Annotated in this window: 16 protein-coding genes and 1 pseudogene; 12 read left to right on the top strand and 5 right to left on the bottom strand. The window is 49.8% G+C overall.

Translation table 11 applies throughout. From position 1 onward, the window contains the following. Window positions 1–101: 101 nt before the first annotated feature. Window positions 102–1,082, top strand: coding sequence for a phosphoserine phosphatase (gene serB, locus VPR01S_RS13775; protein ID WP_021705953.1), 981 nt, complete (start codon window positions 102–104; stop codon window positions 1,080–1,082). 30 nt (window positions 1,083–1,112) lie between these two features. Here the strand turns inward: serB and VPR01S_RS13770 are convergent, their stop codons facing one another. Beyond that, window positions 1,113–3,455, bottom strand: coding sequence for a PilZ domain-containing protein (locus VPR01S_RS13770; protein ID WP_021705952.1), 2,343 nt, complete (start codon window positions 3,453–3,455; stop codon window positions 1,113–1,115). 140 nt (window positions 3,456–3,595) lie between these two features. On the opposite strand from VPR01S_RS13770, the gene radA reads away from it, so the two are divergent. Beyond that, window positions 3,596–4,975: a DNA repair protein RadA gene (gene radA / locus VPR01S_RS13765; protein WP_021705951.1), complete on the top strand. Its 1,380-nt coding sequence runs from the start codon at window positions 3,596–3,598 to the stop codon at window positions 4,973–4,975. Between the two features lie 197 nt (window positions 4,976–5,172). Beyond that, window positions 5,173–7,260: an elongation factor G gene (fusA, locus tag VPR01S_RS13760; RefSeq protein ID WP_021705950.1), complete on the top strand. Its 2,088-nt coding sequence runs from the start codon at window positions 5,173–5,175 to the stop codon at window positions 7,258–7,260. A 110-nt stretch (window positions 7,261–7,370) separates the two neighbouring features. On the opposite strand, the pseudogene VPR01S_RS13755 reads toward fusA, so the two are convergent. Further along, window positions 7,371–8,213: pseudogene (locus tag VPR01S_RS13755) on the bottom strand (LysR substrate-binding domain-containing protein); the annotation flags it as partial. Window positions 8,214–8,228: 15 nt separating this feature from the next. Here VPR01S_RS13755 and VPR01S_RS13750 point away from each other — a divergent pair. After that, window positions 8,229–8,438: a DUF1127 domain-containing protein gene (locus VPR01S_RS13750; protein WP_021705948.1), complete on the top strand. Its 210-nt coding sequence runs from the start codon at window positions 8,229–8,231 to the stop codon at window positions 8,436–8,438. A gap of 1 nt (window position 8,439) precedes the next feature. Here the strand turns inward: VPR01S_RS13750 and VPR01S_RS13745 are convergent, their stop codons facing one another. Continuing rightward, window positions 8,440–9,345 (bottom strand): LysR substrate-binding domain-containing protein, encoded by a 906-nt coding sequence (locus tag VPR01S_RS13745; RefSeq protein WP_021705947.1) that lies wholly within the window; start codon window positions 9,343–9,345, stop codon window positions 8,440–8,442. Window positions 9,346–9,445: 100 nt separating this feature from the next. Between VPR01S_RS13745 and VPR01S_RS13740 the strand changes: the two genes are divergently transcribed. Continuing rightward, a complete protein-coding gene (locus tag VPR01S_RS13740) occupies window positions 9,446–9,625 on the top strand; it encodes a hypothetical protein (protein WP_021705946.1) in 180 nt (59 codons plus the stop codon). A gap of 135 nt (window positions 9,626–9,760) precedes the next feature. Here VPR01S_RS13740 and VPR01S_RS13735 read toward each other — a convergent pair whose 3' ends face one another. Both VPR01S_RS13735 and VPR01S_RS13730 read right to left on the bottom strand, forming a co-directional pair. Continuing rightward, the gene (locus tag VPR01S_RS13735; RefSeq protein ID WP_021705945.1) at window positions 9,761–11,446 is read right to left on the bottom strand and encodes an AMP-binding protein; all 1,686 of its coding nucleotides are present in this window, start codon (window positions 11,444–11,446) and stop codon (window positions 9,761–9,763) included. A gap of 125 nt (window positions 11,447–11,571) precedes the next feature. Continuing rightward, the gene (locus VPR01S_RS13730) at window positions 11,572–12,288 is read right to left on the bottom strand and encodes a helix-turn-helix domain-containing protein (protein ID WP_021705944.1); all 717 of its coding nucleotides are present in this window, start codon (window positions 12,286–12,288) and stop codon (window positions 11,572–11,574) included. Between the two features lie 542 nt (window positions 12,289–12,830). Here VPR01S_RS13730 and VPR01S_RS13725 point away from each other — a divergent pair. The 7 genes from VPR01S_RS13725 to VPR01S_RS13695 all read left to right on the top strand — a co-directional run bounded on the left by VPR01S_RS13725 (window position 12,831) and on the right by VPR01S_RS13695 (window position 18,655). Then, a complete protein-coding gene (locus tag VPR01S_RS13725; protein ID WP_021705943.1) occupies window positions 12,831–13,016 on the top strand; it encodes a Flp family type IVb pilin in 186 nt (61 codons plus the stop codon). A gap of 12 nt (window positions 13,017–13,028) precedes the next feature. Next, complete coding sequence (locus VPR01S_RS13720) at window positions 13,029–13,514, top strand: A24 family peptidase (RefSeq protein WP_021705942.1); 486 nt, start codon at window positions 13,029–13,031, stop codon at window positions 13,512–13,514. Window positions 13,515–13,576: 62 nt separating this feature from the next. After that, entirely contained in the window at window positions 13,577–14,887 is a 1,311-nt protein-coding gene (locus tag VPR01S_RS13715; protein ID WP_021705941.1) for a DUF8689 domain-containing protein, read from the top strand. 15 nt (window positions 14,888–14,902) lie between these two features. Then, window positions 14,903–15,655, top strand: a complete 753-nt coding sequence (cpaB, locus tag VPR01S_RS13710; protein ID WP_021705940.1) for a Flp pilus assembly protein CpaB — start codon at window positions 14,903–14,905, stop codon at window positions 15,653–15,655. A 7-nt stretch (window positions 15,656–15,662) separates the two neighbouring features. Continuing rightward, window positions 15,663–17,117 carry a type II and III secretion system protein family protein gene (locus VPR01S_RS13705; protein WP_040902766.1) on the top strand — a complete coding sequence of 485 codons (1,455 nt, stop codon included), beginning with the start codon at window positions 15,663–15,665 and terminating at the stop codon, window positions 17,115–17,117. A 12-nt stretch (window positions 17,118–17,129) separates the two neighbouring features. Next, window positions 17,130–17,351, top strand: coding sequence for a hypothetical protein (locus tag VPR01S_RS13700; protein ID WP_021705938.1), 222 nt, complete (start codon window positions 17,130–17,132; stop codon window positions 17,349–17,351). Between the two features lie 26 nt (window positions 17,352–17,377). Next, window positions 17,378–18,655 (top strand): pilus assembly protein TadG-related protein, encoded by a 1,278-nt coding sequence (locus VPR01S_RS13695; RefSeq protein ID WP_021705937.1) that lies wholly within the window; start codon window positions 17,378–17,380, stop codon window positions 18,653–18,655. Window position 18,656 lies beyond the last annotated feature (1 nt).

Raw genomic sequence — 18,656 nt, 5'->3', positions numbered from 1 at the left:
AATAATTTTGGTTTTCGCTCATATTGAGACTTGCGTAGTTAAATTGCAATAGGTTAACGTTTCAGAAGATTTAACAAAAATTCGGATACGGAACCGCAAACATGGAAAAGTTAACGACACTGCCGATCAGGCGCTATTCCTCATTGGTGAACCGCTTACCAGAAACCCGCCGCGCCACGTTGCATGACAAACAGCGTGCCAACTGGATAGTGTTTGGCGGCTACCTGACCGCAGAGCTGTTTGATGACATCGACTTCTTTACCGGTTATTACAACGCGGTAGTGGATTGTTGGAAGGTTGGGCCCTACGAAGTTGCTCTGATGGAAGGCGAGCTGACGGACGAGCATGAGAAAATCCTCCAAGCTATGGAGCTGGATTATGCCCGGCTGAATGATATTCCGGATCTGTCTAAACCGGGGTTGATCGTGATGGACATGGACTCGACCGCGATTCAGATCGAATGCATTGACGAGCTGGCCAAGCTGGCTGGCGTGGGGGAAGAAGTGGCGGAAGTGACCGAGCGGGCAATGCTTGGGGAACTGGACTTTGAACAAAGTCTGCGTCAGCGCGTGGCCAAATTGGCAGGAGCGGATGAAGCCATCCTAGACACCGTACGCCGCGATTTGCCCTTGATGCCGGATCTGCCCGAGTTGGTGAACACCCTCAACGCCATGGGCTGGAAAACCGCGATCGCTTCGGGCGGCTTTACTTATTTCTCCGATCATCTCAAGCAAACGCTGGGTCTGCATCATGCGCAGTCCAATCAATTAGAAATCGTTGCTGGTAAGCTGACGGGCAAGGTCGTCGGCGATGTCGTGTCGGCGCAGACGAAAGCGGACATTCTCGAACAGCTTGCCGATCAGTATGAGATAGAAGCGCACAACACGGTGGCGGTCGGTGATGGGGCGAACGATCTGGTGATGATGAAAGCTGCCGGTTTGGGCGTGGCGTATCATGCCAAACCGAAAGTGGAAGCTCAGGCTCAGTCTGCTGTGCGTTACAGCGGACTCGGTGGGGTGTTGTGTATCTTATCTGCCGGGCTGGTCAAGCAACAGAAAATCAGCTGGAAGCGTCAGCCTTAAACAAAAAAGCGAGGCTCAGCCTCGCTTTTTTTAACGTGTCAGTTCGAGCCTGATCAACACCTCTTCGGTGATATCTACGATCTCGCCATAACCGGCGATGGCGTTGATGTCCTTTTCCAGCGTCCGTGCCTGAAACAGGCTGATCGGCGCCAGCTCGGCGATGTCTTTGCGCAGTAGTTCGGTCATGGGGTCAAAGACCGGCACCCCGGAGAGTCGCAAAGCATAAAACTCACCGAAATTTTGTGCATTCTTGATAAACTCAATCCGCTCTTTGGTGCTGGTAAACTCACTCAATAGTTTGGTCTGAACCGACTGAATCCGGCTTCCGAACTTGATCGCAGCCAGATAAATTTCATGGTATTGCGGCTCCGCACCATCAATCCGTTTCATTGGTTGTGATAACAAGGTACTGCTGCGTCCTTTGAAGACCGGTTCTAACGACAGTTTGTGGTCATGGCCGAGTTTGGCAAACAATGCCAGATAGGGTTGGAGCGGGTAATTGACCCCAATCATTCTCGGGCAAAGCGTCGCGGCGCGCTTTTCGACAAAAATCGGCGAGCAGACCATTTTATCCAGCAACACATGATGCAGACTCTCCAGCAGTGCATTGCTGGGCAGCAGTTCCTGTTTGGCAGTCAGTTTATCCAGGTTATGTTCAATCAACCGGTTGAGGAAGGTGACGGTTTTGGCGGTTTCCCGGGTATCTTCAATCATCAGTTGTACGCGCCGTCCTTCCGGACTGATACGGATCACCCGATAAGGCACCCGGGTCAGCGGCAGTTCTTTGTCGTACAGCTGTAATTCGTGAAAATTAATGTAGCATTTGTCACCCACTTTCGCGTTGAGCCGCTCCGTCAGGTCCACAAATAGTCCGCGTTTCGAGATATCCAGTGTGCTACCGGCAATGAGTTGTTGCTGGAACCTCAGCTCTAACGGTGACTGAAACTGATAGCGCGGCTCTTTGCGCCGCGAGCGGGCATCAAAGTAAAGACTGAGTGGCTGGTTGGTGCTCTGGCGCGAGTGGCAGAACTTTTTCAAGGCGTTGGCATCCAGGCGCGGTTTGTCAGACAGCAGATAGTCGTGTGCTACTTCATGATTGGCGATTTCCTGCAAAATACCGCAGTGAGTCAGTGACTCGGTCGCCAAAGACAACTCCGTCGCGTGTTGGCTGAGTTCCTGACGCTCCTCTTCCGACAGTTCAAACACCGATAAACGGAAAGCTTTCCAGCTCTCGCGCTTAGCGCCGACATGCCAGAACAGTTGGCGCTCTTCTCGAGTGGCCTCCGGCATCATCATCGAGAAGAACAGACTCTTATCCTGATGTTCGTGGGTGAATGAGTAGAGCATATTGTTGCTACCGCGCATGCCCGGACGCGTCAGTAAGTCCATACGCTGTGCATTGAACAGGCTGCTCAGGGCTTGCTGATTGCGTTCGTCGTGCCAGTACTGCCAGATGGGCTGATTGTTCTCCGTCATCAGTACCAGTTTGAGTTCGTTACCACTGAAAAAGAGCGGCAGGTTGCAGGTGTGCTTGAGGTAGGTGTGTTCAAACCCGCGAGTACGGGCCCGAATGATTTTATCCTGATTGTCGTGACGGGCGCGTTGCGATTCACTGTGCAGTGCTTCAATGATCGCCAGTTCAATGGCTTTGGATTCGGTCAGGCGGATGGTGCGCAGAAATTTTACCGCGTCGTTGTCGTACGAGTCATCAATGCCAACCACCCGGTATTGAAACGGCTTGGCAATCCCGTCCACCGTTGAACTCTTACTCAGCTCAACAAATTGAACCGTGATGATCTCACCGAGTTTATAGTTGAACGCGGTTGGTACTTTAAAGCGTGCGCCGGAAGCGGACAGATCCACACTCACCCCATGCACCAACTGGGCGCTGGGCAGGATGATTTCCACTTGAGAAGAGAGTTTGAGCCGGTTCTCTTTGCGCTTCAGGTCATAGCCGAGCGTAACGGGCTCCAGCTCATACGGGCTTTTGGCGTTGGTAAGCTCGCGATCTGAACGCTGACCGCGCTGCTGCATGATGCGGAAATTATTGTGGGTGTTCTGCATCGCCTCCCACACGCCTTCGGTATAAGCGCCGAATTTTTTGATGTTTTTGTGATAGGCGTTGAACGCCACATCATCAAGCCAGTGCGAAAGACCGTCCAACAGGTACTCACGGCACTCACCCTGAACCCGGCCGCGTAAGTCGATGGCTCGTGAGCAGGGGGCCATAATCCGGTTCAGTTCCATTTTGACCAGCAGGCGAAAGGCAGGCGAATGTCCTTCGGTCAGTTGTGAAAGCACGAAGTCAAAGTCGTCTGCCTGATAGGCAGGGATCAGCTGCTCTGCGAGCGAGAGAATTTCGGTTTGCTGCATATTTTTCTGTTAGAGTGTCCTTACTATATGACTCATCGGCCGTGATAATCAGATCTTGAGTCACTTCATAGACTGATTCAATAAGTGTTTTATCATTAAATTCAAAATCACGTCACAGACTTAGATAATTTAGGGGACAAATGGCAAAAGCAAAGCGTGCTTATGTGTGTAATGACTGCGGCGCCGATTTTCCGCGCTGGCAGGGTCAGTGTAACGCCTGTGGTTCATGGAACACCATTTCAGAGGTGCGTCTGGCAGCATCGCCGACTGTGGCGCGCAACGAGCGTTTAGCCGGTTACGCCGGTTCGGCGACGGAAGCTCAGGTTCAGACTCTGGCGGAGATCGATTTGCAGGAGGTGCCTCGTTTTACCAGTAGTTTCAAAGAGCTGGACCGGGTACTGGGCGGTGGCATTGTTCCGGGCGCTGCGATCCTGATCGGGGGTAATCCGGGAGCCGGTAAGTCGACGCTGTTGCTGCAGACCATGTGTCAGCTGTCGGCGCAGATGCCTACGCTGTATGTGACCGGGGAAGAATCATTGCAACAGGTCGCGATGCGGGCTTCACGCCTTGGGTTGCCAAAAGACAACCTGAAAATGTTGTCGGAAACAAACGTTGACCGAATCTGCCAGGTGGCCGAAAAAGAGCAGCCGCGCATCATGGTGATTGACTCCATTCAGGTGATGCACGTCTCTGATGTTCAATCTTCCCCGGGCAGTGTGGCGCAGGTTCGTGAATCTGCCACTGCCCTGACGCGTTACGCTAAGCAAAACAATGTCGCGGTGTTCATCGTCGGTCACGTGACAAAGGACGGCACACTGGCCGGGCCGAAAGTGCTGGAGCACATCATTGACTGCTCTGTGTTGCTCGATGGTGGTACGGATAGCCGTTTTCGCACCTTGCGCAGCCACAAAAACCGTTTTGGGGCGGTGAATGAACTTGGGGTGTTCGCCATGACCGGTCAGGGTCTGCGTGAAGTCAGCAACCCGTCGGCAATCTTCCTGTCGCGGGGAGAAGAAGACACCTCCGGCAGTTCGGTCATGGTGATCTGGGAAGGGACCCGGCCTTTGCTGGTTGAGATTCAGGCGCTGGTGGATTATTCCCAACTGGCGAATCCGCGCCGGGTCGCGGTGGGCCTGGAGCAAAACCGGCTCTCGCTTTTATTAGCGGTGCTGCATAAGCACGGTGGTTTGCAGATGGCGGACCAAGACGTGTTTGTGAACGTGGTTGGTGGCGTCAAGGTCACCGAAACCAGCGCTGATCTGGCGTTGTTGATGGCGCTGTTGTCGAGCTTTCGTGATCGTCCGTTGCCAAAAGACGTGGTCGTATTTGGTGAAGTCGGGTTAGCAGGCGAAATCCGACCAGTACCAAGTGGTCAGGAACGATTGAATGAGGCGTTCAAACACGGCTTTAAAAAGGCGATTGTGCCTGCCGCGAATATGCCCAAAGGTGGCATCGAGGGGATGCAAATCCACGGCGTGAAAAAGTTATCTGAGGCGATTGAAGCGTTTGATGAGCTGTAACTCTGGTATGATTTCCTGTTGCAAATCCGCGTGATGCCAGAAGAGTGGCGACATAAAATCCGATTTTTGACTATGATTTTGGGGTGGTGTTTTCTACCCCAATGTTTTTTTTCGTCCAACGGCACGCAAAGGTATCAGTATTGACAGAATATGATATACTCTGCGCGCACTTTATACCTTATTAACAGAGTAAGACAATGACTGATTTATCAAAATACAGAAACATTGGTATTTTTGCTCACGTAGATGCGGGTAAAACTACCTCTACAGAGCGTATCCTTAAGCTAACTGGTAAGATCCACAAGATCGGTGATACTCACGACGGTTCAACTACTACTGACTTCATGGAGCAGGAAGCTGAACGTGGTATTACAATCCAGTCTGCGGCAACTACTTGTTTCTGGAACGATCACCGTCTAAACATCATCGATACTCCTGGACACGTTGACTTCACAATCGAAGTTTACCGTTCTCTGAAAGTACTTGACGGTGGTATCGGTGTATTCTGTGGTTCTGGTGGTGTTGAGCCTCAGTCAGAAACTAACTGGCGTTACGCTGACGAATCTCACGTATCACGTCTGATTTTCGTTAACAAACTGGACCGTATGGGCGCTGACTTCTACAAAGTTGTAGATCAGGTACAAAACGTTCTAGCGGCAACTCCTCTAGTAATGACTCTGCCTATCGGTATCGAAGAAGATTTCGTTGGTGTTGTTGACGTACTAAGCCAGAAAGCATACGTATGGGATGATTCTGGTCAGCCAGAGAACTACGAAGTTCAAGACATCCCTGCAGACATGGTAGAGAAAGCTGCTGAATACCGTGAAATGCTGATCGAAACTGCTGTTGAGCAAGACGACGACCTGATGATGGCTTACATGGATGGCGAAGAGCCTTCTCTGGAAGACATCAAACGTTGTATCCGTAAAGGTACTCGTGATCTGGCATTCTTCCCAACTTACTGTGGTTCAGCGTACAAGAACAAAGGTATCCAACTTATTCTTGACGCGGTAGTAGATTACCTACCATCGCCAACAGAAGTAGATCCTCAGCCTCTGACTGACCCAGACACAGGTGAAGCGACTGGTGAAGTTGCGACTGTATCTGCAGATGAGCCACTAAAAGCGCTTGCGTTCAAGATCATGGACGACCGTTTCGGTGCTCTGACCTTCATCCGTATCTACTCAGGTAAGATGAAGAAAGGCGATACCATCCTGAACTCTGCAACTGGTAAAACAGAGCGTATCGGCCGTATGGTTGAGATGCACGCTGACCAGCGTAACGAGATCGATGCAGCACAAGCTGGTGACATCATCGCTGTTGTTGGTATGAAGAACGTTCAAACTGGTCACACTCTGTGTGATCCAAAACACGAATGTACTCTGGAACCAATGATCTTCCCAGAACCAGTAATCTCTATCGCAGTTAAGCCTAAAGACAAGGGCGGCAGCGAGAAGATGGGTATCGCGATCGGTAAGATGGTTGCAGAAGATCCATCATTCCAGGTTGAAACTGACGAAGATTCAGGCGAAACCATCCTGAAAGGTATGGGTGAACTTCACTTGGACATCAAGGTAGATATCCTGAAGCGTACTTACGGCGTTGAGCTGGAAGTAGGTGCTCCACAGGTAGCTTACCGTGAAACCATCACTCAGCCTGTTGAAGACAGCTACACGCACAAGAAACAGTCTGGTGGTTCTGGTCAGTTCGGTAAGATCGATTACCGCATCAAACCAGGTGAGCCAAACTCTGGCTTCACGTTCTCTTCATCAGTAGTTGGTGGTAACGTTCCTAAAGAATTCTGGCCTGCAATCGAAAAAGGTTTTGCTGGCATGATGGAAAACGGTGTTCTGGCTGGCTTCCCAACGCTAGACGTTGAAGTTGAGCTGTTCGACGGTGGTTTCCACGCAGTTGACTCATCAGCAATCGCGTTCGAAATCGCAGCGAAAGGCGCATTCCGTCAGTCTATGCCTAAAGCGGGCCCGCAGCTTCTTGAGCCAATCATGAAAGTTGACGTGTTCACTCCAGAAGATCACGTTGGTGACGTAATCGGTGACCTGAACCGTCGTCGTGGTATGATCAAAGACCAACAAGCTGGTACTACTGGCGTACGTATCAAGGGTGATGTACCTCTGTCAGAAATGTTCGGCTACATCGGTACTCTACGTACAATGACTTCTGGTCGTGGTCAGTTCTCTATGGAGTTCTCACACTACGCACCATGTCCGTCAAACGTTGCTGAGCAAGTAATCGCAGAAGTTAAAGAGCGTAACGCTAAGAAGTAATTCTTTGGGTTAAGTTAAGCGATTGACAAAAGCCCCGTAAGTGAAAGCTTACGGGGCTTTTTTATTTCTGTTGTCTTGTGCAGTTCTGCTCAGATGGTGTGGATACCACGTTAGTATTTGGCTTCAATCACCGTCAGATTATACTGAGCTTCACATTGAAATTGTGCCGCTTGCTCCTCAATCCACTCACAGAACAGGGCGATTTTAGGACGCCGGAAATAGCCTGCAGGAGCACACAAATAATATTGGTATTCTGGCCTCAGGGCAATATCACCGATCCGAACCAGTTTGCCTTCCTGAATATAACGAAACGCCAGACTGTGTTTGGTCAGGGCGACCCCCTGAACGGCCAGCGCGCCTTCCAGAACGAACTGTGAGCCATGGTACTGTATGGTCGGTTTGGGTAACTGACCAATGTTTTTCAGCCATACGTCCCAATTAATGTCCGGCCAGGTATCTTCAATCAGTTCGGCACGGTGCAGGTCGTCAAGCTGATAGATGTTGTGCTGCTGTTGGTAGAGTGGATGGCACACCGGGTAGAGCACTTCGTCCATGAACAGGCGCGATTCCAGATTCGGATAGTGGCCGCGGCCATAACGAATACAGATGTCGACATTCGAGTCCTGAAAATTGATCAGTTCATTGCGCGGCTCAATCAACATCGCCAACTCTGGATGTTGCTGGCGGAACTGACCAATACGGGGCACCAGCCAATGTTGGGCAAACGATGGCAGGGTTGAAATCGAGAGTTGGTTCGGGTTGGGATCCTGGTTGACCTGACGCACGCCGTCCTGAATGTGATCGAAACCACGCTTAGTCTGCTGATACAAAATGCCGCCTTCCGCGGTGAGTTTGACACGCCGGTGTTGCCTGATGAACAGCTCAACCCCCAACCAATCTTCCAACTGGCGGATCTGCTGACTGACCGCTGCGGCGGTCACAAACAACGCTTCTTACAAGGAGGCTGTATGAACACAGTTATCACTACACACCAGAGAGAATCCAAAAAAGTAACTGGTACTTTTGTTAAGAATTACTTTTGCCAGTTAAAACGTTGGCATCACAACTACCGTTCGCGTCGTCACTTGAATGAATTGCCGCCTCACCTGTTGGATGATTTGGGACTGAGCCCTGATCAGGTGGCATCTGAAGTGAGTAAGCCGTTCTGGCGCAACTGAATCATCGGCTGAGCTGAGCCACTTCACGGTGCAGCCAGTCGGTAAATGCCTCTATCCGGGCACGGCGGGAGGAGCCGGGATCGTGGAACAGGGTATATCGCACGCCAGGTGACATACCGATGTCAAACGGCTTGACCAGTAAGCCGCGTTCCACGAAATCGCCCGCCAAACTGTCGGTGCCCAGACACACACCGTGTCCCGCCATCACCGCACTGAGCCCCATATCAAAGGTACCGACTTCCATCCATTGAACCTTCTCTTCGCTCATTTCAACTCCGGCTTCGTGAAACCAGTTCTTCCAGGTGAAGTTTTTTGTATCCACTCCGTGGATAAGCCAACATTGCAAAAGCTGCTCGGGGTGTGTTAGTTGCATCGAGTCGGCCAGTTCAGGGGAACAGAACGGATAAACCGCTTCCTCGTACAGCACCTCTTTACATAGATTGGTGCCGAGATCGGTAGTCAGCCCTTGGCGGATTGCCACATCGACTTCGCCGTATTTTATCACCGGGTGTTCCGTCGTGGCGTAAACCCGGATCGGGATCAGTGGGTGCTCCATGGTGAATTTCCAGAGTTTCGGCATCAGCCAACGGGAAGCAAAAGAAGGCGTGGTGTTCACGGTCAGCATGCCTTCCAGCGGCTCGGACTGAATCGCGTTCAGGCCATTCAGAATGTGTTCGAATCCATTACTGACTTGCTGATAGAGAGTGGTCCCTTTGGCGGTCAGACGCATGTCACGCCCTTGACGAACGAATAATTTGCACGCCAGTTCATCTTCGAGTTGACGTATTTTCTGACTGACCGCCGCCTGGCTGATGTGCAGCTCCAGAGCGGCCTTACTGTAACTTTGGTGACGGGCTGCGGCCTCGAAATAACGCAGCGCGGCAAGGTGCCTGAGTCGATTGTCCATAATCTGTGCTTATAGTGATTGTCATGAATGATCGTTCGTTATCTTAGCGGAACCACACCATAATTCGTTGAAAAAGCGGAGAGTAAAGGTGGGAAGCGCAATGAAGATCGCAATTAACTGGCATTTTGAATTGATATGGAGTTTGAACAAGGAAAGCCTGACTTATAAAGAACCTAAGCCATCGTCGAATGAGTATGCGTTACTGAATCCGCATCTACAACGTGATACTGGCTTAAATTCTTCACCTCAGGCAAATCGTCACTACAGTGATTTTCTCTAATTGGCGCTGGGGCACATTGGTGAAAAGTGAGAAGATGGAACAGATAGAAAGAAAAAAGCTGCCTCATCAGGGCAGCTTTTATGTTGTGCGTTGTAACGTCCTAAAAAGTGTCAACCCATATCAGGACGGGTCACGTTACTCTTCCCACACGACCAGTTGACCTTTCGGCCAGTTCTGACCCATGTCGTGGTACTTCTGCTCCAGAAGGTGGCGTTTGATCTTCAAAGTGGGGGTCAGAATACCGTTTTCGATACTCCACGGCTCTTTGATCATGAGCACCCCTTTGATCTGTTCATGCGATTCCAACTCTGAGTTCATGCGATCGATGACTTTTTTGGTGGTGCGTTCATAACGGGCACGATCAAAGTTAGGAAAATCATGCGGAACCACCAGAAGGATCGGCGCAGGTAGCCCCAGTCCAATCAAACACATCATTTCGACACGACTGTATTCAAACAGCTTTTTCTCAATGGGGACCGGAGAGACAAATTTGCCCTTCGCCGTTTTAAAGGTGTCTTTTTTACGTCCCATGATCGTCAGGTAGCCGTCTTGGTCAATTTTGCCGATGTCACCCGTGTGTAACCAGCCGTTGTCATCAAACGCTTCCTGGGTCGCGATGTCGTTCTTATAGTATCCGGAGAACAGCCCTTTTCCTCGCACCATGATCTCTTCATCGGCGGCAATACGCAGTTCAATACCGGGGCCGGCATTCCCGACGGTACCGATTTTATCGGCGCGGAATGGATAGTTAAGTGTGCTGTAGGCAAATGATTCCGTCATCCCCCAGGCCTCAGTAATGTTCAGGCCGACGCTGCGATACCATTCCAGCAGCGCGGGTGAAACCGGGGCGGAGCCACAACCGAGGACACGAGCCTGATCCAGGCCCAGACCGTCGGCAAGTTTTTTCTTGATCAGGGTATTGATGAACGGAATTTTGAGCAAAAGATTGAGCTTTCTCTGTGGCAGTTTGTCCTGAATACGTTGCTGAAACAGGGTCCACAAACGAGGCACCGAGATAAACAGGGTTGGGCGCTGCATTTTTACATCTTCAATGAAGGTGTCCAGCGACTCGGGAAAAGCCGTCGGGACACCGCCCATGATTGACGAGCCAAAGATGTAAACACGCTCGGTAATGTGCGCCAGCGGCAGATACGAGAACAGACGATCGTTTTCTTCGATACCGATATGATTGATCAGCTGCTGCGCCGACCAACTGAACGCGCCATAGGTGAGCATGGCCCCTTTGGGTAAGCCGGACGTACCCGAGGTGTACACCAGAGACATCAGTTTATCATCGTAATGTTGTGGACGTTCTGAGCTGGGTTGCGACTGGGCGAGCAACTGTTTGTACTGATGTTGGCACTTAGGCGCTGAGTCATAGGGTAGTGCAATGCTGATGAGATCTGGTATGGCATCGATGACTTGCTGAGTGGCGTCAGCATTGTCCAGTTTTCCGCCGATCAGGGCTTTACTTTCACTGTGAGTGACGCAGTACTCAATGGTGTCAGCCCCTGCCGTAGGGAAGATCGGCACGCTGATGTAATCACCCAGCATCATGGCCAGATCACAAATAAACCACTCGGCACAGTTCTTTGATACCAGGGCGACTTTGTCGCCTGGATGAACGCCCAGTTCTCTGAGGGCGGTCACCAGGCGCAGTGCCTGATCGGCAACCTCTGCATAGGTGTACTCAACAAACTGGCGATTAATGATCTGTTTTAGATAGACTTCATTTGGGCGTTCCTCTGCCCATTTTAAAATCATTTCATTGGGGGGCGGGAGAGCGCAGGTTGTTTTGCTTAACTCGTTAGGCTGAATCATTCTCTAACTCCGTGTTATTGGCAAATTGGTTTAATAATTATTATGTTAAAAGCTTGTTAAGATTAGCATGTTGCCTTTTCTTTGGAAATCAAGATTCACGGGTTAGAGACAAGAGAGTGATCTGGTTAATGTAATTGGCGATACACGCCGGGTGAAACCCCAGTTCGCTTCTTGAAGATGCGAGAAAAGTACGAGATATCACGGTACCCACATTGATAGGCGACAAACGCAATTTTGGCTTTTCTGTCTTCCAACAGGATCTTTTTTGCCAATGAAATCCGCTTTTCAATCAGGTAGTCGCGAAAACTTTGCCCCATTACTTTATGAAACAGTTTGGAAAAGTAGGTCACAGAGTAGTGGCATTTGGCCGCCGCATCCTCCTCTCTGATGGTGGTACTCAGGTTGGAATCAATAAAACGCACGATCCGCATGATCTCATCACTGGGATGGGAGTTTAGTACCGGGGTTTGTTGAGAAACATCCTCTTGCTTGAGCAACCTATGAGTGAGGGTCATTAACCAATTCTCAAATATGGAGTAATTCAGATCACAGTGATCAAGCACAACTTTCAATTCCAGAAACTCGTGATTGATTTCTCCGTTGTAGATTAACACCAAGTTTTTATTCAAGTTTTGGCAAATTTTGATCGCAGTTAATAATAAATTTTGATTCTGATTAGGATCGTAATAAAAAAAGCAAAATGTAATTGCAGGCTCACTTAAAATAGAAACATCACTACCGCTATCGATAATATTGAAATAACGCTTAATGATTGATGCCTTATCCTGAGGTAGAAAAGTGGTCGATTTTCCCAACCAATGGCCAGATTTTAATTCATCCATTGTCCGACTTCCCTTCATAAAAAATCGTTTAAGCCATCTTGATCTTTAATACCCAGCCAGGTTTTATTTCCATGCTTTCAGACTAGAAGAGAAGCAAAATTGTGCAAGTTAAGTGCAGTAAATAAACCGCCATTAATACGCTAAATCCAAGTGTTTAAGTTGATCTCTGTCCTATTAAATGATGATTTTATGTATAGATTTGTCATTTGTGTTTCGTTTTTGAGACTTTTTCGATTTGATCTTAGATGAGCAACTGGTTTTTTACTTAGTCACTAACCCTGATTTTTGTTGGTTTTTTAGTTTTATACTCTAATTTATTGGTTTTTTATTGGTTTAGATTCCATTATGTAATGTGTTTAATAGTGACTAATTGTGTGCTTATTTCGTTCTCACACTTCCGTATGACATAAAAAGATAAAGTAATGGCAAAAAAGTCCTAACCCAAAAAAATTAAGTTGTCCTACTTTTAACTCACGGCGCTAATCATTCTAATCCGTAATTGAATAGTGCTAGTTATGAGCTAAACCACAGGGGATTAAATCATGGAAACGATGAAAACATTTGTTAATAACTTTATTAACGATGAAGAAGGACTCACTCTTTTGGAGTACATTTTGGGCGCCGCATTGATTGTTGCTGCACTATTATCAATTGGCTTCTGGGATACCTTAGCGAGCAAATTTACGGATGTGGCTTCCGAAATCAGCGGAATTAACCCTACACCGTAGGTTTACTATCTAATGCTAGTTGAATGCCTCATTTGGTCATTATTAGTTGCGGTCGGTGTTTCTGATGCTCAGAAACACCGAATTCCCAACAAGCTGGTACTGACACTTCTGCTTGTCGTCACTATGTCGATAGCCGTTGAGCCGGGTGGGCAGACTCTTGACCATCTAAGCGGTTTTCTCGTCGCGTTTGCTGTGTGTTTACTGCTGTACATCACACGCATTATGGCGGCTGGAGATGTGAAGTTGCTGGCGGTAGTCGGGCTATGGGTTGGGGTATCTCAACTGGCAGATACAGCGATTTGGATCGTGTTAGCTGGGGGCATGGTTGGTGTGTTTTATTTGGCACTTTTTCTGGCCGAGTCGCGAGGCACGCTGTATCAAAATGTGGTCGGGTATGTGTATCAAAAGGCCACGCCAGGCAGCCAAAAAACACGTCTGGTTATACCCTTTGCGCCAATCATTGTTATTGGCCTGGCATTGCAGTCCTATATTTACTAGCGCTGAGAACTTATCACTGAGACCAAGTCTCTGCTTGGCGCAGCTCCATGGAGGGAGTGTCAATGGGAACGTCACTAACTGAACATTTGGTGCCACAGATAGAGCCACCTTTGGTTCCCACCAATGATACCGCGTTGGGTGTACCGGTGGCGGTGGTGGAACACCTGGTGATTAAGCACATCTCTGCGTATCCGAAAATTGATCTGATCGAACTGTCACACCGGTTGTGTGTTGTTTCACATATTGTCGAAGATGCTCTGGCACAGTTACGCAAACGTAGCTGGATAGAAGTCTACCAGCCTGTTACGACGCTATCTGAAAGTTCATATGCCCAGGTGCGTTATGGGTTAACTGAACTGGGGATGGCAGAAGCCGAACTGGCGTTTCGTCGTGATGCTTATATCGGTCCGGTGCCGGTTTCCATGGAACAATACTGGCAAGTGGTGCAAGCGCAGGATTTGCGTCGTCAGCCGATTGGCCGTGCCGATGTGGAGCGGGCCTTATCTGACGTCTATGGCTCTGAACGTTTGGTTCAGGTGCTGGGGCCTGCGATTAACTCTGGCCGTGCCATGCTGCTTTATGGCCATGCCGGGACAGGGAAAAGTTACGTTGCAGCCCGAGTGCTGAATGCACTCAATACGTCGGTGTTTATTCCGTATGCGGTGTACGCCGACGGCAACATCATCAAAGTGTTCTCTGAGCATCATCACCGCCGGATGGACGATGACCATACTCAGGTGTTTGTTAAAGTCACTCAGCACTATGACAAACGCTGGATACTGTGCGAGCGACCAAACATTCAGGTGGGCGGTGAGTTGACTCTGGAGATGCTGGAAGTCAATCACAGCGATCACAATCGGGTGTGGAATGCACCACTGCAGATGATGGCTAATAATGGCATTCTGGTGATTGATGACTTGGGGCGTCAGTCTATTTCGGTGGCGGCATTACTCAACCGATGGATAGTGCCAATGGAATATTTCGTCGATCACCTGGCGTTGCCCAATGGCCAGCATATTTCTGTGCCGTTCACGCTGACGCTGGCTTTCTCATCCAACCTTTCTCCGAGCTCTATTGCCGATCCGGCTTTTCTACGACGTCTCGGATACAAAATTGAGTTCAACCCGCTCGAAGAAGCAGAGTATCTGGAATTGTGGTCTGAAATGGCGACAACGATGGACATTGAGGTTGAACCGTTAAGCATAACAACGTTGTTGGCACTACATAACGAAAATAATGTTGAGTTCTTTCCTTGTTTACCAAAGGACTTGTTAGGGATCAGTCGAGATATCCTGACGTTTGAGGGAGGGAGCAGTGTTGTCTCTCCCGATATTCTTGTGAGGGCGTGGGGATTGTACTTCACCACGGATTAACATGGAGGTTTCATTATGAGCCGGAGCCAAGTCGTCATTCTGCTTCTTCTCTCGGTGGTATTCGGTCTGGCGGCCGTTATCGTTGCGAAAAAGTGGATAGACAGTCAAACCACACCGACCGTTGAGGTCGAACGAGTTGAACGCCATCCTGTTGTTATTGCAGCCAGTGAACTGGAGCCGGGGACGGTACTCGAAAGCAAGCATCTCACCACCAAATTACTGGAAGTAAAATGGATAAATGAAGAGACGCTGGAAAAACCGGAAGATGTCGTAGGGCGCATCGTCGCCAACACCATCTACGAAGGGGAGTTGATCCATCCCGCTCGTCTGGCCTTGCCTGGGGAAGGGGCCACACTGGCGGCATTGATACCGGACAACAAGCGTGCGGTCACCATTCGGGTTAATGATGTTATTGGTGTCGCGGGATTTCTATTGCCGGGCAATAAAGTTGATGTGTTGAACACCGTCAAAATTGGTAAAGCGCGAGCCACCACGAAAACAGTGCTGAAAAACATCAAAGTTCTGGCGGTGGACCAGACTGCGAAAACCAAAGAAAACAAGCCGGTTATCGTTCGGGCTGTAACACTGGAAGTGTCGCCGAAAGAAGCCGAACGCCTGCTGACAGAGAACAGCAAAGGCGATATTCAGCTTGCGCTAAGAAACCCTCACGAGATCGACAAACCTGCGCCGGTCAGAAAATACACGCCGGCACCGAGTGTAACCATTATAAAAGGTGCTCAGGCGTCTAACGTTCGAGTAAGTAATTAGGTGACTTATGAAAAGAATAATATTCGTGATATGTCATTTACTTATGACAAGTTTTGCGCTTCACGCTGCCACGATCCCATCCGGCAAGGTTGTCAGTGTTGCTCATCATCAGTCGACTCAGGTTGTGATTTCTGGGTCGGCGAAGAAAGTGACGTTAGGGGATCCGTCGGTGGTCGACATTCTGGTGTTACGCTCAAATGAGTTATTTCTGGTCGGGAAAAAGCTTGGCTCTACCAATGTGTCTGTGTGGGATCGCCGCGGTCGATTGATTGAGTCGTTTAACGTTGAAGTAACGCATGACCTAAATACGCTCAAAGCTAAACTGCATCAGTTTTTGCCTAACGACCGGATTGAAGTCTACAGCTCTCAGGAGAAAATCGTCCTGCGTGGTCTGGTGAGTAATCAGCAGAACATGGATACCGCAGTGAAGATTGCTGAAACCTTTGCTGCCGGGAAAGCGGCGGATGAGGGGGACGACAAGAATGACGACGATGCTTCGGTGATTAATTTGCTGACCATTGGCGGTGCTCAACAGGTCACTCTGGAGGTTACCGTGGCCGAGGTACAGCGCACGCTGGTAAGACGTTTTGATTCGAACTTTCACTTTTTCCAAAAGAGCGGAGATTTCACCTGGGGAACCACTTCAGCGGGGGCGGCAATCGACAGCATTGGTCCGATTCTCAATATCCCTGCAGCAAATGATTTCGGCTTCCTCGGTTCGTTTATCGACAGCAATACCTTGTTCACATTTGCTTTAGATATCGCGAAGCAGAACGGTGTGGCCAAAGTCCTGGCGGAACCCAGTTTGACCGCACTGAGTGGCACCAAGGCCGATTTTCTGGCGGGGGGGGAGTTCCCGATTCCGGTGCCCAATGATGATGGCATCACCATCGACTATAAAGAGTTTGGTGTGGCGCTGGATTTCATTCCGTACGTGCTGAGTGACAAGAAAATCAACCTCAAACTGTCGGTGAATGTCAGTGAGATCGCTAACTCAGGTGTACTGACGTACAACCCAGGCGACGTGAATGCGGCCTTCTTTATTCCGCCGATCACCAAGCGCAGTGCCGGGACCACCCTCGAACTGGCCGACGGTCAAACCATCGGTATCGCCGGGTTGCTCAGTGAGAATGCGCGCGACGTCAACAGCCGTATGCCGGGTTTTGGGGATATTCCGGTATTGGGGCAACTGTTCAAGAGTGAGGAATTTACATCCGGTGAAACTGAGCTGGTTATTTTGGTGACGCCGCGCCTGGCTCAGCCTATTGACCGTCGCCGAGTGTCGTTACCTACGGATGGCTTTGTCAGTCCGAACGATGTGGAATTCTACTTACTGGGTCGCGGGGCTCGTCTTGACTACAGCAAATACAAACGCGGAACCACCAGTCAGGGCAGTGCAGAGTCTTATAACTATACGTCGTCAGAGGGTGGCTCTGAAGGTAAGTTCGGCCACAGTCTGTAAGAGGAATACGAGATGAAAAGCGTACATATTGCCTTAACCGGAGCACTGTCGCTCGTTTTGCTGGGCTGCGCCAATGAGCCGAGTATGGGGATGTCAGTCAGCCAGTTAAGAGCGGAACAAACCCTGAACCCCACCGCATGGCAGGAAAACCTGGGTTACCTGCCTGAAGGAAGTGGGGAAAGAACATACGTCAGTCTGGAAGTTTATAACAATAATGGAGTCGCCAAAGAGTAAGTGATTTCTATCACGTAGGAGGGGCTATGTTAGTGCTTCATCATGGCCGACGTAAAGGAACGCAAAAAGGCATTACGCTGGTATTGATCAGTCTGATTATGCTGCTGTTGTTGGGTGTCGCAGCATTCAGTCTGGATTTGAACCACATGGTGCTGAACAAAACCCGGCTGCAAAATGCCGTTGATTCGGCCGCTTTGGCCGGTGCGGTGGTGGCAGACGACACAGGTGATGTGGATCAGGCTGAAGTTGCCGCTATTGCTGCAATGAACAGTTTTGCCACGTCAACCGGAAACTCAGAACTGACGTACACCGCAGAGAACATTGCTGTCACATTTTCTTATGACTATCAGACCTTTGTCCCTGCCGCGAGCTTTTCACCACCATCGGAAGATGCGGACATTTATGTGCGCGTGGCGGTGACGGATGTCTCTTTGACCGAGTTTCTCAGCTCATTGTTTGGTATCAACAAAGCGGTGGCAGCCAGTGCTGTGGCTGGTCGCAGTGCGGCCATCACTTACTCATGCAATATAACACCGATGGCGGTATGTGGTGATCCGGTCGCTGGGCAGGACGCAGTGTGGGGCTATCAGAACGACCCAAATATCTACGATGACATCAACTTGCCAGATCAGATTCATGAGTTGAAAGTGGGAGATCAGGATAACTCCGGCATGGGCCCCGGGAATTTTCAGCTGCTCGACTTTGGTCAAGGGGATGGCAATGGCGGCGGTGCCGCGTTGGTACGTAAGGCGATGTCCGGAGAGTATAACGGCTGTGCCACCATTGGGGATACGGTAACCACCAAGCCGGGGAACAGCATTGGCCCGGTGGCGCAAGGATTAAATACACGCCTGAACGATTTTACCGGGCCGATTCCTAACGATGGTACCGTCTTGCCGGATCTCTATGTTCGTGAGCCAAATACTTTGGCTGAGTCAGATACGCCTTATGCCGGAGATCTGTACTACAGCGATTACCTCAACGAGCTCAGAAACTGTGAAGGTAATGGGGCCGAAGCTTCATGCGTACCGAACGACTACATAGAAAGTGGGCAAGCGGGGCGCCGTATCTTGCGGATTCCCATCGTGAACTGCACCGACGCAGGCGGTAAGACCGATCTGGATGTGCTTGGCTTCGGTTGCTTCTTCTTGTTGCAGAAAGTGGAAAACTCCGGTCAGTCGAGCGTGTTTGGCCAGTTCTTGTATGACTGCCCGATAAAAAACGGTTCGACGGGTATTGAAGCCAGTGACGTCGGTTTGTATCGCATCCAGCTGTATAAGGATCCGCTAGGGGGAGTGTCATAAT

The sequence above is a fragment of the Vibrio proteolyticus NBRC 13287 genome (genome assembly GCF_000467125.1).
Taxonomy (GTDB): Bacteria; Pseudomonadota; Gammaproteobacteria; order Enterobacterales; family Vibrionaceae; genus Vibrio; species Vibrio proteolyticus.
The sequence above is the reverse complement of the archived record's forward strand: the minus strand, read 5'-3'. Positions and strand labels throughout refer to the sequence as shown.

Bases quoted from the DNA above. Each gene is read 5' to 3' on its own strand.
- serB (WP_021705953.1), top strand. From the start codon at position 102: ATGGAAAAGTTAACGACACTGCCGATCAGGCGCTATTCCTCATTGGTG.
- VPR01S_RS13770 (WP_021705952.1), bottom strand. From the start codon at position 3,455: ATGCAGCAAACCGAAATTCTCTCGCTCGCAGAGCAGCTGATCCCTGCC.
- radA (WP_021705951.1), top strand. From the start codon at position 3,596: ATGGCAAAAGCAAAGCGTGCTTATGTGTGTAATGACTGCGGCGCCGAT.
- fusA (WP_021705950.1), top strand. From the start codon at position 5,173: ATGACTGATTTATCAAAATACAGAAACATTGGTATTTTTGCTCACGTA.
- VPR01S_RS13750 (WP_021705948.1), top strand. From the start codon at position 8,229: ATGAACACAGTTATCACTACACACCAGAGAGAATCCAAAAAAGTAACT.
- VPR01S_RS13745 (WP_021705947.1), bottom strand. From the start codon at position 9,345: ATGGACAATCGACTCAGGCACCTTGCCGCGCTGCGTTATTTCGAGGCC.
- VPR01S_RS13740 (WP_021705946.1), top strand. From the start codon at position 9,446: ATGAAGATCGCAATTAACTGGCATTTTGAATTGATATGGAGTTTGAAC.
- VPR01S_RS13735 (WP_021705945.1), bottom strand. From the start codon at position 11,446: ATGATTCAGCCTAACGAGTTAAGCAAAACAACCTGCGCTCTCCCGCCC.
- VPR01S_RS13730 (WP_021705944.1), bottom strand. From the start codon at position 12,288: ATGGATGAATTAAAATCTGGCCATTGGTTGGGAAAATCGACCACTTTT.
- VPR01S_RS13725 (WP_021705943.1), top strand. From the start codon at position 12,831: ATGGAAACGATGAAAACATTTGTTAATAACTTTATTAACGATGAAGAA.
- VPR01S_RS13720 (WP_021705942.1), top strand. From the start codon at position 13,029: ATGCTAGTTGAATGCCTCATTTGGTCATTATTAGTTGCGGTCGGTGTT.
- VPR01S_RS13715 (WP_021705941.1), top strand. From the start codon at position 13,577: ATGGGAACGTCACTAACTGAACATTTGGTGCCACAGATAGAGCCACCT.
- cpaB (WP_021705940.1), top strand. From the start codon at position 14,903: ATGAGCCGGAGCCAAGTCGTCATTCTGCTTCTTCTCTCGGTGGTATTC.
- VPR01S_RS13705 (WP_040902766.1), top strand. From the start codon at position 15,663: ATGAAAAGAATAATATTCGTGATATGTCATTTACTTATGACAAGTTTT.
- VPR01S_RS13700 (WP_021705938.1), top strand. From the start codon at position 17,130: ATGAAAAGCGTACATATTGCCTTAACCGGAGCACTGTCGCTCGTTTTG.
- VPR01S_RS13695 (WP_021705937.1), top strand. From the start codon at position 17,378: ATGTTAGTGCTTCATCATGGCCGACGTAAAGGAACGCAAAAAGGCATT.